Origin of the sequence: Teichococcus aerophilus, assembly GCF_014490485.1 — a bacterium.
In the GTDB taxonomy this organism is placed as follows: Bacteria; Pseudomonadota; Alphaproteobacteria; order Acetobacterales; family Acetobacteraceae; genus Pseudoroseomonas; species Pseudoroseomonas aerophila.
In genome coordinates, this window is sequence record NZ_JACTVA010000002.1 from 28915 (window position 1) to 52814 (window position 23900).

17 protein-coding genes are annotated in these 23900 nt (G+C 69.1%); 9 read left to right on the plus strand and 8 right to left on the minus strand.

Annotated elements, in window-relative coordinates; genetic code table 11:
• Positions 1–84 precede the first annotated feature (84 nt).
• Positions 85–1092: an alginate O-acetyltransferase AlgX-related protein gene (locus IBL26_RS01335; protein WP_187782644.1), complete on the plus strand. Its 1008-nt coding sequence runs from the start codon at positions 85–87 to the stop codon at positions 1090–1092.
• 8 nt (positions 1093–1100) lie between these two features.
• Complete coding sequence (locus IBL26_RS01340; RefSeq protein ID WP_187782645.1) at positions 1101–1787, plus strand: alginate O-acetyltransferase AlgF; 687 nt, start codon at positions 1101–1103, stop codon at positions 1785–1787.
• 47 nt (positions 1788–1834) lie between these two features.
• Here the strand turns inward: IBL26_RS01340 and IBL26_RS01345 are convergent, their stop codons facing one another.
• Together IBL26_RS01345 and IBL26_RS01350 are read right to left on the minus strand one after the other, a co-directional pair.
• Positions 1835–2962, minus strand: a complete 1128-nt coding sequence (locus tag IBL26_RS01345; RefSeq protein WP_187782646.1) for an alginate O-acetyltransferase AlgX-related protein — start codon at positions 2960–2962, stop codon at positions 1835–1837.
• 7 nt (positions 2963–2969) lie between these two features.
• The gene (locus IBL26_RS01350) at positions 2970–4391 is read right to left on the minus strand and encodes an MBOAT family O-acyltransferase (protein ID WP_187782647.1); all 1422 of its coding nucleotides are present in this window, start codon (positions 4389–4391) and stop codon (positions 2970–2972) included.
• Here IBL26_RS01350 and IBL26_RS01355 point away from each other — a divergent pair.
• On the plus strand, positions 4390–4590 hold the full coding sequence (locus IBL26_RS01355; protein ID WP_187782648.1) for a hypothetical protein: 201 nt from the start codon (positions 4390–4392) through the stop codon (positions 4588–4590). The genes IBL26_RS01350 and IBL26_RS01355 overlap by 2 nt on opposite strands.
• Before the next feature lie 3 nt (positions 4591–4593).
• Here the strand turns inward: IBL26_RS01355 and IBL26_RS01360 are convergent, their stop codons facing one another.
• Both IBL26_RS01360 and IBL26_RS01365 read right to left on the minus strand, forming a co-directional pair.
• Entirely contained in the window at positions 4594–7716 is a 3123-nt protein-coding gene (locus tag IBL26_RS01360) for an efflux RND transporter permease subunit (protein WP_187782649.1), read from the minus strand.
• Positions 7717–7719: 3 nt separating this feature from the next.
• Positions 7720–8880 (minus strand): efflux RND transporter periplasmic adaptor subunit, encoded by a 1161-nt coding sequence (locus tag IBL26_RS01365; RefSeq protein ID WP_187782650.1) that lies wholly within the window; start codon positions 8878–8880, stop codon positions 7720–7722.
• Positions 8881–8979: 99 nt separating this feature from the next.
• Here IBL26_RS01365 and IBL26_RS01370 point away from each other — a divergent pair, with 99 nt between their 5' ends.
• Together IBL26_RS01370 and IBL26_RS01375 are read left to right on the plus strand one after the other, a co-directional pair.
• Positions 8980–9633, plus strand: a complete 654-nt coding sequence (locus IBL26_RS01370; protein ID WP_187782651.1) for a TetR/AcrR family transcriptional regulator — start codon at positions 8980–8982, stop codon at positions 9631–9633.
• A gap of 398 nt (positions 9634–10031) precedes the next feature.
• A complete protein-coding gene (locus IBL26_RS01375; protein WP_187782652.1) occupies positions 10032–11843 on the plus strand; it encodes an ABC transporter ATP-binding protein in 1812 nt (603 codons plus the stop codon).
• Positions 11844–11915: 72 nt separating this feature from the next.
• Here the strand turns inward: IBL26_RS01375 and IBL26_RS01380 are convergent, their stop codons facing one another.
• Positions 11916–12848, minus strand: a complete 933-nt coding sequence (locus IBL26_RS01380; protein ID WP_187782653.1) for a LysR substrate-binding domain-containing protein — start codon at positions 12846–12848, stop codon at positions 11916–11918.
• Between the two features lie 142 nt (positions 12849–12990).
• On the opposite strand from IBL26_RS01380, the gene IBL26_RS01385 reads away from it, so the two are divergent.
• Complete coding sequence (locus tag IBL26_RS01385; protein ID WP_187782654.1) at positions 12991–13968, plus strand: Bug family tripartite tricarboxylate transporter substrate binding protein; 978 nt, start codon at positions 12991–12993, stop codon at positions 13966–13968.
• Positions 13969–14000: 32 nt separating this feature from the next.
• Positions 14001–15077, plus strand: a complete 1077-nt coding sequence (locus IBL26_RS01390) for an Ldh family oxidoreductase (protein WP_187782655.1) — start codon at positions 14001–14003, stop codon at positions 15075–15077.
• 21 nt (positions 15078–15098) lie between these two features.
• Here IBL26_RS01390 and IBL26_RS01395 read toward each other — a convergent pair whose 3' ends face one another.
• Positions 15099–16601, minus strand: a complete 1503-nt coding sequence (locus IBL26_RS01395; RefSeq protein ID WP_187782656.1) for a protein adenylyltransferase SelO — start codon at positions 16599–16601, stop codon at positions 15099–15101.
• 51 nt (positions 16602–16652) lie between these two features.
• Positions 16653–20654 carry a Pls/PosA family non-ribosomal peptide synthetase gene (locus IBL26_RS01400; protein WP_187782657.1) on the minus strand — a complete coding sequence of 1334 codons (4002 nt, stop codon included), beginning with the start codon at positions 20652–20654 and terminating at the stop codon, positions 16653–16655.
• 230 nt (positions 20655–20884) lie between these two features.
• Between IBL26_RS01400 and msrB the strand changes: the two genes are divergently transcribed.
• Together msrB and modD are read left to right on the plus strand one after the other, a co-directional pair.
• A complete protein-coding gene (gene msrB / locus IBL26_RS01405) occupies positions 20885–21292 on the plus strand; it encodes a peptide-methionine (R)-S-oxide reductase MsrB (RefSeq protein WP_187782658.1) in 408 nt (135 codons plus the stop codon).
• A gap of 137 nt (positions 21293–21429) precedes the next feature.
• The gene (gene modD / locus IBL26_RS01410) at positions 21430–22281 is read left to right on the plus strand and encodes a ModD protein (RefSeq protein WP_187782659.1); all 852 of its coding nucleotides are present in this window, start codon (positions 21430–21432) and stop codon (positions 22279–22281) included.
• 223 nt (positions 22282–22504) lie between these two features.
• On the opposite strand, the gene IBL26_RS01415 is transcribed toward modD, so the two are convergent.
• Positions 22505–23776: a multidrug effflux MFS transporter gene (locus tag IBL26_RS01415; RefSeq protein WP_241748862.1), complete on the minus strand. Its 1272-nt coding sequence runs from the start codon at positions 23774–23776 to the stop codon at positions 22505–22507.
• Positions 23777–23900 lie beyond the last annotated feature (124 nt).

Consider the following 23900-nt stretch of genomic DNA (forward strand, 5'->3'; position numbering starts at 1 on the left):
GCGCCGGGCAATGTCGCTATAGGGGGAGACAGGCGAGGGTGGCCCAAGCCCGGCCCTGTCGAACGGCAGTGGTAGGAGAGTTGCATGCGTGTCCTTTCGCCCGGTGAACGTCTTGAGCTGTCACGCCGCTCGCTGCTCGGTGGCGCGGCCCTGCTGGCGGGGACGCCACGCCTCGCCAGCGCCGCGGCGCCCACCGCCATCAACGGCGTGGTGATCGGCAAGTCCGGCTGGCTGTTCGCCACATGGGATGTGCTGCACCCGGTGGTGCCACGCCTGGTGACGAACGTGACCTCGATCATGAACGAGGCTATCGGCATCCTGAAATCCAAGGGCATCGCCACGGCCGTCACGCTGCTGCCGGCGCGCTCCCGCCTCTATGGCGAGTTCCTGCCGGACGGGCTGGTGCTGAAGCCGGAAGTGGTGGCCCGCTACAGCCAGGCGCTGCGCGAACTGCGCGCGCCGGGCACGCTGGTGCCGGATCTGGCCACCGCCCTGGCGGATGCACGCCGCGCCCAGCCACAGGTGCCGCTGTTCTTCAAGGCCGACACCCATTGGATGCCGGCGGGCGCCGAGGCCGCTGCCCTGGCCTTCGCCAGGGAGGTCATCGCCAAGGCCGGGTTGCCGGCTTCCACCCAGCCGGGCACGCAGTTCGGCACGCCGGTGGAGATGGAGCATGTCAACGACCTGGCCCGGCTGTTGCCAGCGCCGCAGCGGGACCAGTTCCCGCTGCAGACCTATATGTTCCGCCCGCCCGTCTCCGCCCAGGATTCGCTGACGGAGGAGGACAAGGCGGATGTCGCGGTGGTCGGCAACAGCTACATGCAGCCGAAATACGGCTTCTCCCCCATGCTGTCCTACCAGTTGCAGCGCCCCGTCTCGCTGATGTGGGACGTCAACCAGGTCGGCCCCTACCAGATGCTGCTGCGCTATCTGGCCAGCGACATGTTCCGCCAGCAGCGGCCGAAGCTCATCGTCTGGAACATCCATGAGATGGACCTGGAGAACGAGCCGAGCCTGACCGAGATCTGGGGCCAGAACAGCATGACGGCGCAGAGCTTCATCAGCGAAGTGCGCAAGCGGGTGGGCGCGTGATGCGGGCGGTGACCTTCCGTTCCGCCCTGCTGGCGGCGACCTTGCTGGCCGGGCCGGCGACGGCGCAGGAAGCACTGTACGGCGCGCTGCCGCCGCGTGATTCCGCCTATCTGCGCTTCGTGAACACATTGCCGGCCGAAGCCACCGCGCAGGTGGATACCAGGCCGGCCCAGGCATTGGGCACCGCGCAGGCACAGCGCATCGGCCCTTATACCGTGGTCGAAGCCGTCGAGGGCCGGCAGGTGCGGCTGACGGCGCAATCCGGTGGCCGCAGCGTCGAACTGACCCTGCCGATCAGGAGCGGCAGCTTCCAGACGGTGCTGCTGCAACGCGGCCCGGATGGCGCCCCGATGCTGCATGCCTGGACCGACAATGCCGAATTCAACCAGTTGCGCGCCCGGCTGTCCTTCTACAATGCCACAACGGATTGCCCGGCCGCCGGGCTCGCCCTGGCTTCCAACAACTCGGCGGTGATGCGCGATGTTGCACCGGGCTCCGGCAGCGTCCGCAGCGTTAATCCGGTCAACGCGGTGGTGAATGCCACCTGCGAGGGCCGGCCGCCGCTGCCGGTGACGCTGGAAGGCCTGGAGGCCGGCAACATGTACAGCATCTGGATGATGCCGGGGCAGGGTGGCCCACAGGCCTTCCTGGCCAAGGACGTCGTGACCCCCTGGCGCCGCCCGCCGGGCGGCTGAAACTGGCAAGAGGCCGCTGAGCGCGAGACGCGTTCAGCGGCATGGCCTTACCATTGGTCGAGGATGCGGCGTTCCGCAGCCTCGATGGGCTGGTTGATGACGCGTTCCGGAATTTCCCAGATCACCAGCCGCGGCGGCGTTTCGCGAAACGCCTGGCCGGTGAAGTAAGCGTCCGCGGCGCGGAAGAATCCGCCGCCAGCCAGGGCGAAATTGGCCACAGTGACGCCCAGCGCCTGCTGCAGCCGCCCATGGAAATTGGCGTTCACCGAGTAGGAAGACCCCACCAACGTCACCGGTGGCGCCGGTGTCTCGTCCAGCAGGCCGCCGCCGGCTTCTGGGGGTTGGGCGGCTTCCGTCGTCTCCAGGTGCTGCCGGTCGGGGGTGGGGCGCAGCCAGTCGGGTACCTTGTCCAGGCTCATCAATCGCAGCAGGTCGCCGGGTCCGTTGGTCTCGGTTGGGGCGGCGGCGGTGCGGAAGGTCTCGGCCGGTTGGATGCCCATTTGCTGGACGGTCGGCGCCAGGGCAGTGGCGGCGGCGGCGGCGCCATGCTGGCTCCAATGCGTATCGGTGCGGTAGAAGGCCGGCGCCGTCCGCGCGGCATCCTGCAAGGCCGGCAACAGGCTGACATGCTGCAGCCCGGCGGCCCGCAGGCCTGTGACGAAGCTGTTGTAGCGCTGCTGCGATTGCCGGGACCACGGTGCCCCGCACAATTCCCCCGCATAGAGCCGCGCCTTGTCCGGCACCACGGCGATCAGCAACTGGATGTTCCGAGCGGCCAGCATCGCCGTCGCCCGTTGCAGCGCGGCGATGCGGGTGGCCTGATGTGCCTCGGCATCCGGCCAGGGGCGCAGTTCCTCGGTCAGGAACAGCCAGTCATCGCAGCCCGCGCGCACCTGCGGCCCGCCTGAGCCGAACAGCATCCAGCGGAACACACCACCCGCCGCGCGGAACTCGGCATCCACCGGCAGGTTGTTCGCCATGGCGTGGTTGACCGCCGCTGCCGTCTCGCCCTTCAGCAGCGCTTCGATGGACAGGGTCTGGCGGATGCGCTCCATCGCCGCGGGCGCGGTGATGGTGGTGATGCCCTGCCAGAATCCCCAGCCCAGCAGGGCGATGACAGCGGCACCCTGCCCGGCAGAGGCAACGCGGCGGAAGCGGCTTTCCGGCTGGTTCATCGTCGCCTCAGAACTGGAAGTAGAGGAAGGGGACGGCGGCACGGCTGTAGAGCAGGATCAGGCCGAGCACGAAGCCCAGCATCGGCGCCACGGTCCAGGCGGCGCGCAGGGCCCAGCCATTCTCCTCCGGCGGGCGCGCCAGCGGCGTGCGGGCGGTCAGCACCGGCCAGTAGACCAGCACGGCGGCGATCGCCATCGTCCAGAGCTGGTCGGGGGTGATCTGCCAGGCGATGGCATCGGTGAAGCCGGTGCCGTTCAGGCCCAGCATGCCGGCATACATGCCGAAGGTGCTGTGGATCGTCGGTGCGCGGAAGGTGACCCAGCCCAGCACGATGCACAGCATCAGAATGGGGTTGGCGATGAGGTAGGGGATCGGCCGGAAGCCCAGGTTCTTCCAGAAGCGGTGCAGGGCCAGCATGCCGCCATGCCACACGCCCCACAGGATGAAGGTCCAGTTTGCGCCGTGCCACAGGCCACCGATCACCATGGTCATGAATAGGTTGACGTAGGTGCGGATGGGCCCGCGCCGATTGCCGCCCATCGAGATGTAGAGGTAGTCCCGCAGGAACCGACCCAACGTCATGTGCCAGCGGTTCCAGAAATCCTGGATGTTGCCGGACAGGTAAGGGTGGTTGAAGTTCTGCGGGAAGTGGAAGCCGCACATCAGCGCCAAGCCGATGGCCATGGCCGAATAGCCGGCGAAATCGAAGAACAACTGCAGCGTGTAGGCGATCGCGCCCGTCCAGGATTCCACCAGGGTCGGTGCCGGCAGCGCGAAGATGGCATCGACCATCGGGCTGAGCGTATCGGCCAGAATGGTCTTCATGGCGAAGCCGATCATGAAGCGGCGCGCGCCGGCGCCGAACAGCGCCAGGCTGTGGGTCCGCTCCTTCAGGTCCGGCGCGATCTCCGCATAGCGGACGATGGGGCCGGCGATCAGCTGGCTGAAGATGGCCTTGTAGGTCGCGTACTGCACAAAGCTGCGGCTGACGGGCACGACGCCGCGGCGCAGGTCGATCAGATAGCTGACCGATTGCAGCACGTAGAACGACAGGCCGATGGGTAGCAGGATCTCGTTCCAGCCCATCGGCCGGAAGCCCAGCCCGGACATCAGGTCATTCAGCGTGGCCACGCCGAAATTGGCGTATTTGAAATAGCCCAGCACACCCAGATTGCCGAGGATGCCCAGTAGGAACAACTGCCTGCCGCGCCGTGATTCGACGCCCGATGCGTCCATCAGGCGGGCCACGGCGAAGGTGAACACCGTCACCCCCACCAGCAAAGCCAGGAAATCCACCCGCCACCAGGCATAGAACAGCCAGGAGAGGATCAGGACCGGCCAGTTTCGCCACTTCGCGGGCGTCAGAAAATAGAGGGTAAAATAGACCGGCAGGAACAGGAAGACGAACTCGAAGGAGGCGAAGATCATGCCGCGCTTCCGTTCCCGCCAAAGCTATTCCGGGCCGGTGGCGCTTCTCCGCGGCATGTCGCCCGCAGGCGGGCGGCTTCTGTCGGGCTGGAAGGCGGTCCGGCTGGCATGGGTCGAGGCCTCGCTGATTGATGACCGCGTGGCCACGCCCGCCCTTATAAATTACCGGAGAGAAAAAACGAGTGGTCTTAAAACGTAAATTTTATGAGGCAGGATTTATTTTTGGAACGCCACGGCGGCGCCGCACTACCCGCTCCAGCCACTGTTCCACCCCGTCCATGTAGGAATAGGCGACGGGCACAAAGACCAGGCTCAGCAGGGTGGAGGTGATCAGGCCACCGATCACCACCAGTGCCATGGGGGAGCGGAACTCGCTATCCGCACCCAGGCCCAGCGCGATATGCGCCATGCCGGCGCACATGGCGATGGTGGTCATGACGATGGGCCGGGCACGCTTGCGCGCCGCTTCCAGGATCGCCTCATCGCGACCCAGTCCACGGTCCCGCCGCGCCAGGATGGCGTATTCCACCAGCAGGATCGAGTTCTTGGCGACGATACCCATCAGCATCAACACGCCGATGACCGCCGAGACGCCCAGCGATTTCTGCGCGATCAGCAGCGCCATCAGCGCCCCGCCGAGGGAAAGCGGCAGCGCGGACATGATGGTCAGCGGTTGCAGGAAGCCGCCGAACAGCAGCACCAGCACCAGGTATACCATCAGTACGCCGGCGCCCATGGCCATGCCGAAGCCGGAGAACAGCTCCCGCATCACTTCGGCATCGCCGACGGATTGCTGGCGGATGCCGGGCGGCAGTTGCCGCAGGATTGGCAGGCCGTTCACCAGCGCCGTGGCGGCACCCAGCGGCAGGCCGTTCAGCTCTGCCTGCACGGTGGCCTTACGGACCCGGTCCAACCGGTCGATCTGCGCGGGGCCGGAGCCGTGCTGCAGTTCCGCGACGCTGCCCAGCGGCACGCCGCCCATGCGGCCATCGACCTTCAGTGCCCGCAGCCGCTCCAGGTCTCCGCGCGCCTGCTCATCGAGCATGACGCGGATGGGGATCTGCCGGTCCGGCAGGTTGAAGCGCGCCAGGTTCTGGTCGATGTCGCCGGTGGTGGCGATGCGCGCGGTGGCGGCGATGGCGGCGGCCGACACGCCGGCATCCGCCGCACGGCCTTCCAGCGGCACGATCTGAATCTCCGGCCGGGCGAGGCTCGCGGTGGAACGGGCGCCGGCCAACTGGGGCAGGCCGCGCATCTGCCTCTCCAGCTCCCGCGCCGTGGCCGCCAGCGCCACGCTGTCCTCACCCACCAGGGTGACTTCCAGCTTGGAGCCGCTCTGCCCATCGGCGCCGAAGCGTACGCGGGCGCCCGGAATCTGCTCCAGCGCCGGCCGCACCAGCGTCTCGTATTGCTGCTGGGTGATGCTGCGCTGGCCGCGCGGCGCCAGCGTCACGATCAGGTTGGCCTGCCGCGGGTCGCCCGAATGGGTCACGCTGCCGATGCCCATCTGGCCATCGCTGTTGGTGCCGAGGGAGGCGAAGACGCTGCGCGTCTCCGGCCGCGCGCGGAGGATGGCGGTGGCTTGCTGCACGGCCGCCTCGGTGTCGGCGAGGGTCGAACCCGGTGCCAACTCGATAGAGAGCGCGGTGCGCCCACGGTCGGCCCCCGGCACGAAATCCTGCGGGATGAACGGTACCAGTGCGATCGACACGCCCAGGAAGCCGATGCCGGCCACCACCGTCACCAACCGGTGGCGCAGGCACCATTGCAGCAGCGGCAGGTAGCGGCGGCCGAACCAGCCGCGAGCGTCCTCGTCATGCGCCTGGCCGCTGGATTTGAGGAAATGCGCCCCTAGCAGCGGTGTCAGCAAACGGGCCACCACGAGCGAGAAGGCGACGGCGGCTGCGACGGTCAGGCCGAACTCGCGGAAGAACTGGCCCGGGATGCCCGGCATGAACGCCACGGGCACGAACACCGCCAGGATGGTGGCGGTCGTGGCCACCACCGCCAGGCCGATCTCGGCCGAGGCATCCAGCGCCGCCCGGCGCACGCCGCGCTCCGGGTTGGCGCGCAGGTGGCGGACGATGTTCTCGACCTCGACGATCGCGTCATCGACCAGCACGCCGACCACCAGGGTCAGCCCCAGCAGGGTGACGTTGTTGAGGGAGAAGCCGAGGATCCACATCACCGCGAAGGTGGGGATCAGGGAGAGCGGCATGGCGATGGAGGCAATCCACGTCGCCCGCCAGTCCCGCAGGAAGATCCAGACCACCAGCATGGCCAGCCCAGCGCCGACAGCCAGCGCCTCGATCGCGGCGTGGTAGCCATCGAGCACGAAGGTGACGGTGGAGGCCACTAGCTTGACCTCCACACCCTCATGCTCCGCCATCAGTCGCCGCACGCGGGTGGCGACGCCTTCGGCCACCGAGACCTCGGACGAGCCCTTGGTCCGCAGCACCTCGAACGCCACGACCGGGCGGCCATCCAGGCGGGCGGCGGTGCGGATCTCGGCATTGGCGTCGGTCACTTCGGCGAGTTCCGACAGCCGCGCGGTGCGGCCATTCGGCAGCACGATGCTACGGTCCCGCAGCGATTCCACCGTGGCGGCGGAGCCGAGCGTGCGGATGGTCTGCTCCGCCGCGCCCAGCGTGCCGCGCCCACCGGGCAGATCGACATTCAGTGCGCGCAGCTGCTCATTCACCTGCGCCGCGGTGATGCCCAGCGCCAGCATCCGGTCCGGCCGCAGCGCTACGCGGATCTCGCGCGCCACACCGCCGATGCGGTTGATCTCCGCCACGCCGCGCACCGAGAGCAGCGCCTTGGCCACCACGTCCTCGACGAACCAGCTCAGCTCCGTCTCGCTCATGCGCGGGGCCGCGACGGTGTAGGTCAGGATGGCGCCGCCCGTGGCCTCCACCCGCGTCACCACCGGTTCGCGGATATCGGCGGGCAGGTCGGTGCGGATGCGGGCGATGCGGTCCCGAACGTCATTGGTGGCGCGGTCGACATTCTTGCCCAGCGCGAATTCGATGGCGGTGGTCGACGTGCCGTCGATCACCGTGGACATGATGTGGCGGACATCGCCGAGGCCGGCGACCGCATCCTCCACCCGGCGTGTCACCTGCGTCTCCAGCTCGGACGGCGCGGCGCCCGGCTGCATGACGGTGACGACGACCACGGGCAGGTCGATATCCGGCATGTTGTTGATGCGCAGCATCGGGTAGGCCACCAGCCCGGCCACCGTCAGCAGCAGGAACAGCACGATGGTGGCCACCGGGTTGTTGATGGCCCAGGCGGAGATGTTGCGGTGGTCATGCGTCTGCATGGCTCAGCGCCCCGCCACGGGTGCGGCGACGCGCACGCGGTCGCCCTCGGCCAGGAAGCCGGCGCCAGTGGTCACTACCTGATCGCCCTCCGCCAGGCCTTGCAGCACTTCCACCACGCCGTCCTGCCGCGCGCCGGTGGTCAGGCGGCGCAGCGCGACCTGCTCGCCCCGCAGGACGAAAGCGCTCGGCGCCCCGTCCCGGAACACCACGGCCTCCTGCGGCACGACGATGCGGGATGGCGCCTCGGCGCGGATCTCGGCGCGGGCGAACATGCCGGGGCGCAGGCCGGAATCGGCCGGCAGCGCCACATGCACCACGCCCAGGCGGCTTTCGGCGGATACGGTGGGCGCGATGGCGCGCACGGTGGCCACGATCTCGCGCGCGCCGTGCAGGACACGCACCGGCTGGCCGGGGGTGACGGTGGCGAGGTCCAGCTCCGGCACGCGCGCATCCAGCTCCAGCCGCCCATCACGCAGCAGCCGGACCATTTCCTGGCCAACGCCGCTGACGGCACCGGGCAGGATGGCACGCTTCAGCACGATGCCATCGAAGGGCGCGCGCAGGCGGGTCTGTTCCAGCCGCACCCGGGCCTCGTCGCGCGCGGCGCCGCTGGAAGCGAGGCGGGCTTCCGCCTGCCGCGCGGCCGCCTGGCGCTGGTCCAGCACCTGGCGCGGCGTGTTCTGAGTGCGGGAGAGCTCCACCGCACGGTTCAGGTCGGCGCGGGCGATGCCGAGCGCGGCCTCGGCTTCGGCAACAGCGGCCTCGGCCTGGGCCAACTGGGCGGCGGGCACGGCGTCCTCCAACCGCACCAGGACCTGCCCGGCGGTGACGTGGTCGCCTTCCTCGAAAGCGACTTCGGCGACGCGAAGCCCACCGGTCTCGGCTGCCAGCACCAGCTCCTGCCACGCGACGACGCTGCCGTCGCCGGAGACGGTGCGCATCAACGCGCGAGGCCGCGCCGGAGTGACGGCCACGGTCAGGGCAGGCGGCGCAACCGGCTGCGCCGCCGCGGTGGGGGGCGTGGCAGGCGTGCCGGACGGGGCCAGGACGTGCCAACCCAGCCAGGCGGCACCGCCCAGCACGGCGACGACCAGGACGGGCCGCAGCCAGCGCCGGCGCGGGGTGTCTCGGACTTCGATCCCGGTCGACGGGCTATCAAGCATGGACCTGCACTGCCCTTCCTGCCATGCCAGCGGAGAACTGGCCTGTGCCGCTATATCGTTCTTGTTGACCAAATGGTCAATAACCACTTGAAGCAGACAATGACCGATACGCCACACGATTCCGACACGGCCCCCGCCCGCGCCAGCCGCCTGCCCTCCGCCGAGCGGCAGGCGCAGATCCTGGACGCGGCGGTGGAGGAATTCGCCGAGCGGGGCTTCGCGGGCGCCCGCATGGCGGCGGTGGCCACGCGTGCGGGCGTGACGAAGGGCCTGCTGTACCACTACTTCCCGGGCGGCAAGCTGGACCTGTTCCGCTCTGCCATTGCCGGCTGCGTCAACCCGCTGCTGGAGGAAGCGCATCGCCTGGCCGATGGCTTCACCGGCAGCCGGCGCACCCTGCTGGAATCGCTGATCGACCTCGGTTACGGCCGGCAGGAGATGGAGGCGCGTGAGCACATCCTGATGAAGCTGCTGCTGACCGAGGCCGACCGCTTCCCCGAACTCTCGGAACTCTACCGGACCGCTATGCTGCAACCGGCGCTGGACCTGGCGCGGCAGGTGGTGGAAGCCGGTTCCGCCGCCGGCGACTTCCGCCCGGGCGCGGCCGATGAGCCCGGCCTGGCACATGTCCTGCTGGCGCCCGTGCTGATGGGGTCGGTCTGGCGCATGATGCTGGGCCCGGATCACGCCCCCTCGGCAACGGCCATGCGCGACGCACATCTGGACCTGATCCTGCGCGGTCTGGCGCCTTAGGAACTTACCCGTTGCGGCGGTCGCGTTCCTGCCTTCCTGGCTCGGGGTGCAAGCATCCGCGTGATGCTGCGTCATCACGTGCCAGTGCTGCGCCATTGCCGCACCGAACGCTGTTGCTTCCGACTGCGTGTTCACGATGTCTCTTGCGGCGTTGGCCGCCCCTCATCTATACGTGACCACCTCGTAACCATCCGTGCAGGGAGGGGCAGCATGATCGCATTCCGTCATCCGCAAACGCCTCTCCCGCCACCATGCGGCCGTCCCGGCCCGGTGCTGGTGACGCGCCACTAGGTTTCCGCGGCTGCCGCCGCCGGACCTTTTCCCCCGTTCGAGATTGACCGAGCCCGGCATCCCCACGATGCCGCTGGCCTGACAGGGCTGCCTGCTGTGGCGGGCGGATGACACACGTGACCCAACAGAAGCGCGCGAATCCCTTTCGTGCCGTGCTGACATTCCTCTGGCGCCACTGGTGCCGGCATCCGGCCATGCTGGTGGCGGTGCTGGGCGGCATGCTGCTGGCCACGGTGGCCGACGTCCTGGTGCCCATCTTTGCCGGCCGGCTGGTCGACGCCGTGGCCCGGGTGGAGGAGACCTCGCGCGATACCGCCCTGGCGCAGGCGCTCCATGCCCTGGCAATGCTGGCGGCGCTGGGCGTGCTGGTCCTGGCAGGGCGCATCGCCAGCATCCTCGGCGTCATCGGCCTGACGTTGCGGATCATGAGCGCGGTGGGGGGCGAGGCCTTCCAGCGCGTGCAGCGCTTCTCGGCAGACTGGCATGCCAACAGCTTCGCCGGCTCCACGGTGCGCCGCATCAGCCGCGGCATGTGGGCCATCGACCTGCTGAACGACACCATCCTCATCGCGCTGCTGCCGTCCGCCGTGGTGCTGCTGGGGGCAACGCTGCTGCTGGGCTGGCAATGGCCGCTGATGGGCGCGTTGGTGGCGGGTGGCGGCATCCTCTATGTCGGGTTGACGATGCTGCTGTCGCTGCGCTGGGTGGCGCCGGCCGCGCGCCTGTCGAACGCATGGGACACCAAGCTCGGCGGTGCCATGGCCGATGCGGTCGGTGCCAATGCCGTGGTGAAGGCTTTCGGCGCCGAAGCGCGGGAAGATGCCCGCCTGGCCACGCTGATCGGCAAGTGGCGGCACCGCACGACGCGCACATGGCGGCGCGGCACCGGCTCCGAAGCCTTGCAGATTCTTACCCTGTTGCTGCTGCGCATCGCCATCGTCGGCGCGGCGCTCTGGCTCTGGTGGCAAGGCGAGGCCAGCGCGGGCGATCTGGCGACGGTGCTGACTATGTTCTTCATGGTGCAGGGCTATCTGCGCGATGTCGGCTTCCACATCAGCAATCTCCAGCGCGGCATCAACGAGATGGAGGAACTGGTCGCGCTGCACGACACGCCCCTCGGCATCGAGGACCAGGCCACCGCGCAGCCGATTGCCATCACGCGCGGCGAGATCGCGTTCGAGAATGTCACCTTCCAGTATGGCGGGCACACGACGCCGTTGTATCGCGGCCTGAACCTGCGTATCCGCAGTGGCGAGAGCGTGGGGCTGGTCGGTCCGTCCGGCTCCGGCAAGACGACGCTGGTGAAGCTGATCCAGCGCCTGCATGACGTGACCGATGGCCGGGTGACGATCGACGGTCAGGATGTCCGCCTGGCAACGCAGGCATCCCTGCGGACGCGCATCGCGATCGTGCAGCAGGAGCCGGTGCTGTTCCACCGCACCTTGGCCGAGAATATCGCCTATGCCCGGCCGGCTGCCACGATGGCCGAGATCCGGCAGGCGGCGGCGCTGGCGAATGCCAATGACTTCATCGACCGCCTGCCACGTGGCTACGCGACGCTGGTGGGCGAGCGCGGCGTGAAGCTCTCCGGCGGGGAGCGGCAGCGTGTCGCCCTGGCCCGCGCCTTCCTGGCCGACGCGCCGATCCTGATCCTGGACGAAGCGACCTCGGCATTGGATTCGGAGAGCGAGGCGGCGATCCAGGAGGCGATGCAGCGGCTGCTGCGCGGCCGCACCGCCATCGTCATCGCCCACCGGCTGGCCACGGTGCGGGCGATGGACCGCATCCTGGTGTTCGACCGTGGCGCGGTGGTGGAAGAGGGCCGGCATGACGCCCTGGTGCAGCGCCAGGGCGGCCTGTACCGCCGGCTGTTCGAGCGGCAGGCGCTGGAACTGACCCGGGCCGGAGCGGCCGACTGAGGAAGCGGGATGCGGGTGCGCATCCCGCTTCATTGCTGAGCCTTGTCCGGCGCCGGTTCGTTCCGGTGTGACTTACGGCGTCGCGGTGCCCTGGGCCGCTTCCATCGCGGCACGCAGCGGCGGCCATTCCTGCCGCAGCATCTTCAGCACGGCCTGGCGGGCCGGGTTGCTGGCATCGTCCTGCCAGGCGCAGAGCAGATCGGCATGGCCCATGGCGGCGGCGTCCAGCGGCCGCAGCACGACTTCCACCGGGCAGAAGCGCTCCGCCGCCTGCGGCACCAACGCGATGCCGATGCCGGCGCCGACCAGCGCCAGGATGGAATGCGTTTGGCTGATATGCTGCACCGGCCCTGGGGAGACGCCGGCGATCCGCAGCGCGCCCATCACCAGGTCGTGCAGATAGCGGCCATCCAGCGGTGGGTAGGTAATCAGTGGCTGCCCTTCCAGCGCCGTGACTTCCACCTGCGCCGCTGCCGCCAGCTTGTGGTGGCGGGGCAGGGCGACCATCAGCCGTTCCCGATGCACCCGGACGGCGCGGATGCCGGGCAGGGATGCGGGCGGGCGCAGCAGGCCCAAATCCAACTGTCCGGTACGCAGGGCCTCGATCTGCTCGTGGGACACCTTCTCCCGCAAGGTCAGGGCGACCTCCGGCAGCTTCTCCCGGATCAACGACACCAGGCCGGGGAGCACGTGGTAGCTGGAGGCGGCGGTGAAGCCGATGGTCACCGACCCGGCCTCACCCCTGGCGATGCGGCGGGCGGTGCGGGCGGCTTCCTCCGCCAGCAACAGCAGCCGGCGCGCATCCCGGAACAGCGCATCGCCGGCGGCGGTCAGCGTCACGCCGCGGCTGCCACGCTCGAACAGGATGGCGCCCAGCTCGTGCTCCAGCAGCTGGATCTGCCGGCTCAGCGGCGGCTGCGTCATGTTCAGCCGGGCCGCCGCGCGCCGGAAATGCAGTTCCTCGGCGACGGCGACGAAGCAGCGAAGCTGGGTAAGGCCGATCATTGATACAGCATGAGTATCAGCCGATGCCGAATCAAGCGTGGACGGGTGTCGCGTCCGTGGCGTAACGCCGAGGTAATGATCGCCGAAGGGCGGCCCGGGCACCGCCTCATGCGGCAAGCCCGCCTGTTGGGAGAGCCGAACCATGAATCGCCGTACCCTGTTGCGCGCCTCGCTGCTGGCGCCCGCCCTGTCGCCGCTGGCCGCCCCGGCCCTGCGGGCGCAAGGCTTCGACCATACGCTGCGCATCATCGTGCCGAATGCCCCCGGCGGCACCAGCGACATCCTGGCCCGCCTGCTGGCGCCGGAGCTGACGCGCGCGCTGGGCCAGAACGTCGTGGTCGAGAACCGCGCCGGCGCCGCTGGCAATATCGGCGCCGACGCCGTGGCCAAGAGCGCGCCGGACGGCCACACCCTGCTGCTGATGGACGTGGCCACCCTGGCCATCAACCCCGCGCTGTTCCCCCGTATCCCGTTCGACGTGCAGCGGGACCTGGCGCCGGTCAGCATGGTGATCTACGCGCCCTATCTGGTCGCGGTGAAGAAGGCGCTGCCGGTGCAGGATGCCGCCAGCCTCGTCGCCTACGCCAAGTCGCATGGCGGCGGGCTGAACATCGCCAATGCAGGCGTCGGCAGCCTGACGCACCTGACCGCGGTGGAAGTGCTGGCGCATCTGGGGGTGGAAGGCACGCAGGTGCCCTATCGCGGCGGTGCCCCGGCGCTGATGGCGGTGGCGGCCGGCGAGGCCGACATGATCATCAACGGCGCCACGGCCACCCAGCCCTATCTGGTCAATGGCCAGATGAAGGGTATCGGCGTCTCCGGCGACAAGCGCCTGCCGGCGCTGCCGGATGTGCCGACCTTCAAGGAACTGGGATGGCCGATGGCCGATGCCGGCACCTGGCAGGGCATCATGGTGCAGGGCAATACGCCGAGGCCGCTGGTGGAGCGGCTGTACAAGGAATTGCGTGACATCCTCGGCCAGCCGGCGATGGTAACCCGCCTGACCGACCTGGGTGGTGAGCCGCGGCCGGAAGGCCCTGATGCCTTCCGCACCTGGCTGACCCAGGCTACCGAGACCTACGGTGCCATCGTCCGCAAGCACAACATCCGGCCTGAATAAGCCGGCGACCGAGACCAGAAAGAGCCTTGATGATGAGCACCGCTTCTCCGCCGCGTCCGCTGTTGCGTCCCGCAGCAGCGCTGACCCGGCTTGCCGCCGACCTGTTCGCCGCAGTCGGCATGCAGCGGGACAAGGCGGAGAGTGTCGCCCGCCTGCTGGTGCTGACCGACATGATGGGGCGCCACACCCACGGCCTGGCCCAGTGCGGGTCCTATCTGGACCAGGTCGCAAAAGGGCTGATGGCCAAATCGGGCGAGCCCGAGGTGCTGCAGGACCGTGGCTCCACCCTTGTGTGGGATGGCGGCTACCTGCCAGGCCTTTGGCTGGTGGAGCAGGCCTTGCACACCGGCTTCACCCGGCTTCCGGCGCATGGGGTCGTCACCTTCGCCATTCGCCGCAGCCACCATATCGGCTGCTTGGCGGCACTGGCGCGGATGGCGACGGAACGCGGCTACTTCGCCTTCCTCGCATCCTCCGGCCCGCATAGCCGCATCGTCGCGCCTTACGGCGGGAAGGAAGCACTGTTCAGCCCGAACCCCTTCGCCGTTGGCTTCCCGGCGACGCAGTTCCCGGTGCTGGTGGATATCTCCGCCTCCATCACCACCGTGTCGATGACGCGGGAGAAGGCGGCGGCCGGAACGCAGTTCGACCAGCCGTGGCTGATGGACAGCGAAGGCCGCCCCACGCGGGATCCGACGGTCATGGAGCGGGAGACCGACAAGGGCAGCCTGTTGCTGCTGGGTGGCCAGGAGTACGGCCACAAGGGCTTCGGCCTGGCACTGATGGTCGAGGCCCTGACCCAGGGCCTGTCCGGCCACGGCCGGCGGGACGCGCCGAAGCAGTGGGGCGCCAGCGTCTACCTGCAGCTCATCGACCCGGAGGCCTTCGCCGGCCGGGAGGCCTTCATGGCGCAGATGGATTTCCTGGCCGATCAGTGCCATGCCAACGCACCGATCGACCCCGCGCGGCCCGTACGCCTGCCGGGCGAGCAGGCAGCCGGCAACATCGCGCGGGCCGAGGCGGATGGCGTGCCGCTTTCCCCGCCGGCCGTCGCCTCGCTGCGGGACTGGGCCGGTCGGCTGAAAGTGGACGCCTCGATATTGGACTGACTTCAGCCCGGGCTCCCGCCCTCAGGTCCCGCAGAAGGTCTGCAGGACGCGTTCCTCCGCCTGGGCCGGCACGGTGTAACGCTCCAGCCCCGACCGGTCGTCATACGGGCGCGACGTCGCATCGAGCATGGCTTCGAATGGCGCGAAATCCTGCCGTTCCATCGCTGCCTCCAGCGCGGCCTCGACCATGTGGTTACGCGGGATGATGGCGGGGTTCACCGCCCGCATGGCGTCGCGCCGCGCGGCAGGGCTTTCGCCCTCGCGTTCCAGTCGCTGGCGCCATGGCTGTGCCCAGGCGTCGTAGGCGGCGGGGTCCTGAAACAGCACCCGCAACGCCGCGTCGCCCTGCGGCCCCAGCGCCGCATCGGCCAGATGGCGGAAGGTCAAGGTGAAGTCGGCCCCGTTGGCGGCCATGGCGTCCAGCAAGGATTGGATCAGCGCGGCATCGCCATCCTCCTGCGTGAACAGGCCAATCTTGCGGCGCATGCCCCCCAGCCAAGCGGCTTCGAAACGCGGGCCAAAATGGTTAAGCGCTTCATGCGCGGCGGCCAGGGCAGTGTCCTCGTCCTCGCCCAGCAGCGGCAACATGGCTTCCGCCAGCCGCGCGAGGTTCCAGTGCATGATGCGCGGCTGGTTACCGTAGGCGTAGCGCCCGGTATGGTCGATCGAGCTGAACACCGTCGCCGGGTCATAGGCTTCCATGAAGGCGCAGGGGCCGTAGTCGATCGTCTCGCCGGAGATGGAGGTGTTGTCCGTGTTCATCACCCCGTGGACGAAGCCGAGGTGCAGCCAGCGCGCCACCAACTCCGCCTGCCGCTGCACGACACCCGTGAGCAATGCCTGATACGGCTTCTCCGCCTGGGCGGCAGCTGGGTCGTGGCGGGCCATGGCGTGGTCGGCCAGCAGTCGCAGCGCTTCCAGATCCCGCCGCGCGGCGAAGTACTGGAAGGTGCCGACGCGGATATGGCTGGCGGCCACCCGGGTCAGCACGGCGCCCGGCAGCACACGCTCTCGCATCACGGCCTCTCCCGTGGCAACGGCCGCCAAAGCGCGCGTCGTCGGGACGCCCAGCGCCGCCATGGCCTCGCTGATCATGTATTCCCGCAGCACCGGCCCCATCGCCGCCCGGCCATCGCCACGGCGGGAGAAGGGGGTGGGCCCGGAGCCTTTGAGTTGCAGGTCCCAGCGCCGGCCCTCAGGGTCCACCACCTCGCCCAGCAGCAGCGCTCGGCCGTCGCCGAGTTGCGGCACAAACTGGCCGAACTGATGCCCGGCATAGGCCAGAGCGACCGAGGCCGCGCCTTCCGGCATGCTGTTGCCCGCCAGCACCTGCACGCCCTCCGGCTGCGCCAGGGCGGCGGGGTCCAGGCCCAGCTGCTCCGCCAAGGCGCTATTGAGACGGATCAGCCGAGGCTCGGATGCGGGGGCCGGCGACGCCGCGGCGTAGAAGCGCTCCGGCAGGCGGGTGTAGCTGTTGTCGAACCGGAAGCGGGCCGTCCGGTCCTGGGCCTTTGCATGGGACATGTCCCTTAGATCGCGATGCGGGTCCGGCCTCGCAAGACCGGCCCCGCAGGTTCATGCGCGCGCCGGGCGGGCGGGCGAACCTTCCCAGGACGTGCCCGCCGGCAAGGTCTCACCCTTCATCAGCACGGAGAGGTCGCCCAGCTGCGTTTCCGCTTCCATCCTGCTGTCATAAAGCACGATGGCGAGCGAGCCGACCGAGGCGCGGGGCCCGATCTCCAGCGCCGAAACCTTCATCACCCGGTCCTCGAACAGGTGGGTCTGCAGCCCGGCATCCTCGTTCAACGCGGCGTCGTCGCCGACCGAGACGAGGTCGAACTCCGTCATGTCCGTGGTGTCGGTGAACACGCGGCGGCCGATGCGGGCGCCGAGCAGGCGGAGATACATATTGATGAACGGCGTGCCGCGCAGCGGCGTCAGCAGCAGCGGTACCACCAAGTTCTCGTAGGTGGAGGTCACCAGCTCGGACCGCCATACGAACGGGCTCCACAGCGGCGCCGTGATCGGGCGGTAGCGGCCCACCACCAGCCATTTCAGCGCGAGCACGAAGGCCCCCGCCGCCAGCGCCATGCCCAGGTAGAGGAAGGGGAAGGCCATGGTCAGCAACCAGCCGCCACCATCCTCGTCCAGCACATCGCTGGCGAAATCCAGCATCAGCACGAACAGGGCGATGCTGACGGTGGTGGAGAGGATGACGCGCACGAACTCGATGGCCAGCCGCATCAGCACCAGGCGGCGGGAAGGGCGGAAGCGGGAGCCCTCGTCGAACAGCGCGAAGCTCTGCCGCCGCGGCAGGCGGAGCGCGGGGGAGCCGAACCAGGTGGTCCCGGCCTCCATCGCGCGTCCCGGCTCCTCCGGCGGCTTGGAGAGGACGCCGATCAGCACATCGTCCCCTACGGCGGCGCCGGTCGGCAGCAGGCCGGAATTGCCGATGAAGCTGCGGTGGCCGATGCGCGTGCGCGCCAGCCGCACCGCGCCTGGTTCCAACCGCGCCGCGCCGAACACCACGCCATCGGCGATGAAGCTCTCCGGCCCGATGCTGATCAGGTCATGGATGACGGCGGTGGCGGTGGAGATCTCGGCCCGCGCGCCGACCTTGGCACCCATCGCGCGGTACCAAGGCAGCACGTAGAGCGTGGCGTAGATCGGGTGCAGCATTTCCAGTGCCAGCTCACCCAACTGGCGGACGAACCAGTAGCGGACGTAAAACCAGCTCCAGATCGAATGCGTGCCGGGCTTTACCCGCCCGAGCAGCAGCCATTTCGCCGCGATGGTCAGGCCGCACATCAGCACGACGTAGAGCAACGCCAGCAGCGGCGCGGCCACCAGGTAGGTATGGCTGCTGCTGGAATCCTGCCACTCCACCATCGCCACCACGCCGGGCATGATCGGCAACACGGCTGCCAGCGGCAACAAAGGCGCGGAGAGCAACAGCCCCAGCGTGACCACCGCCCGCCGCCATGCCGCGACCATCGGCGGCTGCTTGGCCCCGTACTGCCCCTGCTTCGCGGCTGGTGAACCGCTCCACAACTCGCCGGCCGGGATATGCTCGCCGGTCGGCAGGGCAGAGAGATCCTCCAGCGCCGCGCCGTCGCCCAGGCTGGCATTGCGGCCGACCACGGACATGACGCCGACGAAGGTATTGTTGCCCAGCGTCGCGGTGCCGATCCGTAGCCGCCCGTGCTCGACCGATGTGGTGGCCAGCACCGCGCCCTCGCTGACGATGGCGCCGCTGCCGATGGAAACGAGGTCCGGCGCGTCGATCTGCGGCAGGCCCAGATAGGCGTCCTTGCCGATCCGCGCGCCCAGCAGGCGGTAATACAGCCGCATCATCGGCGTACCGGCCAGGTACCGGGTCGGGATGACGGAAAGCACCCGCCGCACCAGCCACCAGCGGAAATAGTAGCTGCCCCAGAGCGGGTAATCCCCCGGCCGCACGCGGCCCAGCACCAGCCACTTCACCCCGATCGAGACCAGGATGAGCAGCGGCGGCAGCAGCACGAAGCACAGAGCTGCCACGGCAATGCCCTGCAACCGGTTCTCGTACCAGGAATCCCAGGCGGTATAGGCCAGGTAGGGCAGCAGCCACTGCATGCCAGCGAAGGCATAGATCGGCAGCAGGGCCAGCAACTGCGCCGCGCCGCACACCGCATGCCGCCAACTGGAGACAGGCGCGAAGGGCAGCGGCGGCACGGCGGCATGCGCGGGCGCGGCCGCCGCGTCCTCAACCCGCGCTGCCAGCTTGCGGATGCTGGGCGCGGCATACAGGTCCTGAATCGACAGCCGCTCCAGCCCCGCTTCCGCCCGGGCCAGCGAGACCATGCGGGCGGCGCGCAGCGAGTGGCCACCGAGATCCTCGAAGAAATCGTCCAGCACCGAGACCTCGGTCGGCGCGAAGACGATGCTCCAGATGCCGAGCAGTTTTTCCTCGATCTCGGTCTCTGGCGCCGCCAGGGCGCGCCCCGGTGCATCCAGCCGGTTGGGGCGGGCGAGTGCCTTGCGGTCCACCTTGCCGGAGACCAGGGTGGGCAGGCTGTCCCGCACCTCGTAGGCGGCGGGGCGCATGTAGGTGGGCAGGCGCTCGCGCACCAGGCTACGCAGCCGTGCCACATCGATGCTGGTGCCGGCGCGGGGCGCCACGAAAGCCGCCAGCAGGCCAGTGCCGTCCGCTTCCTGGAACAGGTTCACGACTGCCTGCGCGACCGCGGGGTCGGTACCCAGCAGACCCTCGATCTCCCCCAGCTCGACGCGAAAGCCGCGGATCTTCACCTGGGTATCGATGCGGCCGAGATATTCGATCTGGCCGTCCCCATCCAATCGCACCAGGTCACCGGTGCGGTAGGCACGCTCCGGCGCGCCAGGGAAGGGCAGCGCCACGAAGCGGGCGGCGTTCTGCTCCGGCAGGTTCAGGTAGCCGGCACCGACGCCCGGGCCGCCGATCACCAATTCGCCTTCCTCGCCGGGCTGCACCGGATGCAGCGCCTCGTCGACGATCCAGGCGGTGTAGCCGGGCAGGGGACGGCCGATGGTCACCGGCTCGCCCGGGTGCAGTTCGGCCCAGGTGGCCGTGACCGTGGTTTCTGTCGGGCCGTAGGTGTTCAGCAGCCGCCGGTCCAGCGCCGCCCAGCGGCGCACCAAATCCGGCGGGCAGGCTTCGCCGCCCAGATTGATCAGACGGATGCCACGCAACGGCGCCTCGACCACGGCCAGCAGGGAAGGGGTGGCGTGCCAGACCGTGGCGCCCTGTTCCTCCAGCACCTGCGGCAGGTCGGAGATGGCGCGGTTCAGGGCCTCCGAGCCGACCAGCAGCTCGGCGCTGGCCAGGAAGGCCGACCACATCGTCTCGATCGACATGTCGAAGGCCAGCGAGAAGCCACCGAACACCTTGTCCGTGGGCCTCAGGTCGAGAATGGCGCCCTCGGCGCGGACGAGGTGGCAGATATTGTCGTGGCGGATGGCCACGCCCTTGGGCTGCCCGGTCGAGCCCGAGGTGTAGATGATGTAGGCGAGGTCGGCCGGTTCCGCCCCGGTTTCCACCCGGCCCAGCGGGGTGTCCGGGGAGGCGGCGATGTCCCCCAGCTCGGCCCCCATGTCGAGAACCGGTGCGCCGTGGGCGCGGAAGGACGCGGCCCGCTCCTCCCCGGTGACGACCAGGGCCACGGCGGCATCGGTGCAGACATAGTCGGCACGGTCCTGCGGCACGGACCAGTCCATCGGCACGTAGGCGGCGCCGGCCTCCAGCACCCCCAGCAAGGCCAGGTACTGGTCCAGCCCACGCGGCAGGCAGATCAGCACCCGGTCGCCCCGCTGGATGCCGCGCCCGCGCAGGTAGTGGGCGAAGCGGGAGGCGCGCTGGCGCAGCTCCCCATAGGTCAGCACGCTGCGGCGGGGGATTTCCGGGTCGGGGTCGGTCAGGCGCAGCGCGGGCGCGGCGGGGTCCCGTGCGGCGGTGGCGGCCAGGATCTCATGCAGCAGCTCGTCCCGGGCATAAGGGGCATCCGGTGCGATCGCCTCTGCCGGTGCGATCGGCACCGGGAGCATCAAAGCCTCAGACATGGGGCGGGTCTGTTCTCTTGCGCCAATCCGACCGCGTCATCCGACTTGTCCGCACCCTGGTGTCTTCACAGGCACATAGGCCCAGCCGGGGCCGCGGCAAAGCCTTTGCCGCCGTCATTCGCCGCCGGGCAGTGCTGCTCGCCGCGCAGCCCGGTGGCATCGGCCGGGCCGGGTAGACGCGGGCGGTCCGGCCCCCCATCTTCCTCACCTGCCATGGAGGGAGAGTCCCAATGGACACCCAGACCCGAACCTACCCCGTGACCTTTACCGATGCCGAGTGGCGCCAGCGCCTGACGCCCGAACAGTACCGCGTGATGCGCGCTCACGGCACCGAGCGGCCGGGCAGCTGCGCCCTGCTGGCCGAGAAGCGCGCCGGCAGCTTCACCTGTGCCGGCTGCGACAAGCCGCTGTTCCGTTCTGGCCGCAAGTTCGAGAGTGGCACCGGCTGGCCCAGCTTCGACGACCCGCTGGAAGGCGCGGTGGAGACCACCACCGACCGCAGCCACGGCATGGTGCGGACCGAGGTCCACTGCGCGACATGCGGCAGCCACCTGGGCCACGTGTTCCCGGACGGCCCGCCGCCGAGCCATCTTCGCTACTGCATCAACGGCGTCGCGATGAACTTCCAGCCCGACTGACGCCGCTGCCCGAGGCATGAGCGCGGAGCATGTGTGCCGCCCGTTGTCTCGGGCCCGCTTGGGCGCGGGGGAGGCTTATCGTACAACCTCGGGCAAGACGCTTGAGGAGATGCCCCCATGATCTCGTGTGACGTTGCATGACCTTCCGCATCACCACCGCCCGGCTGGAGGCGATGCTGCGTGAGGATGCCCCCTACGGCGACCTGACGACCCTGGCTTTGGGCATCGGCGATGCCCGTGGCCAGGCTGTGCTACGGGCCGGTGCGACCATGGTGCTCTGCTGTGCCGAGGAAGCCGAGGCGATGTTCCGCCTCGCGGGCTGCACCGATGTGCACCGCGTCGCCGCCTCCGGCGCGCTGCTGGAAGAGGGCGGGACGATCCTGACGGCGATCGGCCCCGCGACCGCGCTGCACTTGGCCGCCAAGGCCGCGCAGACCCTGATGGAAATTTCCTCCGGTGTGGCGACGCGGGCTTCCCGCATCCGCGCCAATGCCCGAACGGCGCGGCCGGATATCGTCGTGGCGTGCACCCGCAAGCACCTGCCCGGTGCCAAGGATGTCATGCTGAAGGCCATCACGACAGCTGGCTGCGTGCCACACCGGCTGGGCCTTTCCGACAGCCTGCTGGTCTTTGCCCAGCACCGTGCCTTCCTGGGGCGGGAACCGGCGCATCGCTGGGTGTCCCGCCTGCGGGCCTCGCAGCCCGGCCGCAAGGTGGTGGTCGAGGCGGAGAGCGTGGACGAGGCGGTGCTGCTGTCCCATGCCGGCGTCGATATCGTCCAGTGCGACAAGCTCTCCCCCGAGCAATTCGCCGAGGTGGCACGCGCCATGGCCGACCACCCGTCCCGGCCACTGCTCGCCGCGACCGGTGGCGTGGACGAGGCCAATGCGGGCGCCTACGCCCTGGCCGGTGCGGATATCCTGGTGACGTCCGCCCCCTACGCCGCGCCGCCGCTGGATGTGCGGGTCTCGATGGAACGGCTGGGCTGAAGCTGCTGGCGTCTTGATGCGGGCTTTTGGCCGACCGTTCCGATTGGCTTGAGCCGTTCTGCGGCCGTGTGGCGGCGAAGCCTGGGTCCGCCGCCGCTTTGAGCCTGGGTCAGGCGAAGCACCTAGTGCCGCCGTGGCCTTCGACCAAGGCTCCGGCGCCGAGAATGAAAAGGCCGGGGAATGTCTTCCTCGGCCTTTCACGTCTCGTGTAGCGACGGGCTTCCTATGAACCAGGGGCCTTGGGGCTGTTGTGGGGGCGGAACAGCTTGCCATTCTCGGCGATGAGCACCATCACCAGGGCCAGGATGCCGCAGCCGGCGAAGCCCAGGTTCATCGGCACCGTGCTGCCATCGAATTGCTGGCCGATCATGAAGCCGGTCAGCGCACCGCCCACTGTGGTGACGAAGCCCTGCACGGAGGATGCCGTGCCGGCGATGTGCCCCAGCGGCTCCATCGCCATCGAGCCGAAATTCGGTCCCGTCAGGCCAAAGCAAAACATCATCGCCGCCTGCAATACGGCGAAGCTCCACAATTGCTCGTAGCCCCAAAGGGCCAGGGCGGCGTGGGCGATGGCGAAGGCGATGTAGCCCAGCAACATGGTGTGGGAGATACGCCGCGTGCCGAAGCGCCCCACCAGCTTGGCGTTGAGCAGCGAGGCCACCGCCATGGCCACGGCCACCAGCGCGAAGATGGTGGTGAACAGCCCGGGCGCCTGGAACGTGTCCACGAACACCTGCTGCGCCGAGTTGATGAAGCCGAACAACCCGCCCAGCAGCATCGTCATGGCCAGCATGTAGCCGACCGCCATCCGGTTGGTCAGCACGAACTTGAAGGCCTGCAGGATGCGCCGGGGCGAGATGGGGTTGCGGTCGTCCGGGTGCAGCGTCTCCGGCAGCTTCAGCGTGGCCCACAGCGCGATGGCCAGGCCGAACACGGCGAGGAACAGGAAGATCCAGCGCCACGGCGCGAACAGCACGATCAACTGGCCGACCGAGGGGGCGATGACCGGCACGGCCAGGAAGACGATGAAGGCCAGCGACATGACCTGCGCCATCTTCCGCCCGGAATAGCAGTCCCGCACGATGGAGACGGCCAGCACGCGGGTGCTGGCGGCGCCCACGCCTTGCACGATCCGCGCCAGCAGCATGGTGTCGAAATGACCCGTCATGCTGGCCAGCAGGCTGCCGATCACATAGATGGCCAGCCCCACCAGCAGCACCGGCTTGCGGCCGAACCGGTCCGCCAGCGGGCCATAGACGATCTGCGCCGTGCCGAAGCCGAGCAGGTAGGCGGTGATGATCCATTGCCGCTGGTTGTCGGTGGCGATGCCCAGGGCGTCGCCGATGGCCGGCAGGGCCGGCAGCATGGAATCGATCGCAAGGGCATTGGTGGCCATCATGGCCGCGATGATGGCGACGAATTGCCGGAAACCCATGCCGGGATGCGGCTGGGCTCCAGAAGTTGCGACGGGCGCCGCGCCGGCCTGTGCTGTCATGGCGATACCTGCTTTCCTTAGAGCATGCTGCGTGCACATTCGTTCACGCACCATGCTCCATGCCTTAGCCTAGTCGCGTGATTCAGGGTTTCGGTGTTTCCACCTCGGGCCATCACGCTCCAGG

What these genes read in the sequence shown, in the direction of transcription:
- modD (WP_187782659.1), top strand. Translation starts at nt 21,430, where the DNA reads ATGACCTTCCGCATCACCACCGCCCGGCTGGAGGCGATGCTGCGTGAG.
- IBL26_RS01385 (WP_187782654.1), top strand. Translation starts at nt 12,991, where the DNA reads ATGAATCGCCGTACCCTGTTGCGCGCCTCGCTGCTGGCGCCCGCCCTG.
- msrB (WP_187782658.1), top strand. Translation starts at nt 20,885, where the DNA reads ATGGACACCCAGACCCGAACCTACCCCGTGACCTTTACCGATGCCGAG.
- IBL26_RS01380 (WP_187782653.1), bottom strand. Translation starts at nt 12,848, where the DNA reads ATGATCGGCCTTACCCAGCTTCGCTGCTTCGTCGCCGTCGCCGAGGAA.
- IBL26_RS01415 (WP_241748862.1), bottom strand. Translation starts at nt 23,776, where the DNA reads ATGACAGCACAGGCCGGCGCGGCGCCCGTCGCAACTTCTGGAGCCCAG.
- IBL26_RS01355 (WP_187782648.1), top strand. Translation starts at nt 4,390, where the DNA reads ATGCCGCGCTTCCGTTCCCGCCAAAGCTATTCCGGGCCGGTGGCGCTT.
- IBL26_RS01400 (WP_187782657.1), bottom strand. Translation starts at nt 20,654, where the DNA reads ATGTCTGAGGCTTTGATGCTCCCGGTGCCGATCGCACCGGCAGAGGCG.
- IBL26_RS01390 (WP_187782655.1), top strand. Translation starts at nt 14,001, where the DNA reads ATGAGCACCGCTTCTCCGCCGCGTCCGCTGTTGCGTCCCGCAGCAGCG.
- IBL26_RS01345 (WP_187782646.1), bottom strand. Translation starts at nt 2,962, where the DNA reads ATGAACCAGCCGGAAAGCCGCTTCCGCCGCGTTGCCTCTGCCGGGCAG.
- IBL26_RS01360 (WP_187782649.1), bottom strand. Translation starts at nt 7,716, where the DNA reads ATGCAGACGCATGACCACCGCAACATCTCCGCCTGGGCCATCAACAAC.
- IBL26_RS01365 (WP_187782650.1), bottom strand. Translation starts at nt 8,880, where the DNA reads ATGCTTGATAGCCCGTCGACCGGGATCGAAGTCCGAGACACCCCGCGC.
- IBL26_RS01350 (WP_187782647.1), bottom strand. Translation starts at nt 4,391, where the DNA reads ATGATCTTCGCCTCCTTCGAGTTCGTCTTCCTGTTCCTGCCGGTCTAT.
- IBL26_RS01370 (WP_187782651.1), top strand. Translation starts at nt 8,980, where the DNA reads ATGACCGATACGCCACACGATTCCGACACGGCCCCCGCCCGCGCCAGC.
- IBL26_RS01335 (WP_187782644.1), top strand. Translation starts at nt 85, where the DNA reads ATGCGTGTCCTTTCGCCCGGTGAACGTCTTGAGCTGTCACGCCGCTCG.
- IBL26_RS01375 (WP_187782652.1), top strand. Translation starts at nt 10,032, where the DNA reads ATGACACACGTGACCCAACAGAAGCGCGCGAATCCCTTTCGTGCCGTG.
- IBL26_RS01395 (WP_187782656.1), bottom strand. Translation starts at nt 16,601, where the DNA reads ATGTCCCATGCAAAGGCCCAGGACCGGACGGCCCGCTTCCGGTTCGAC.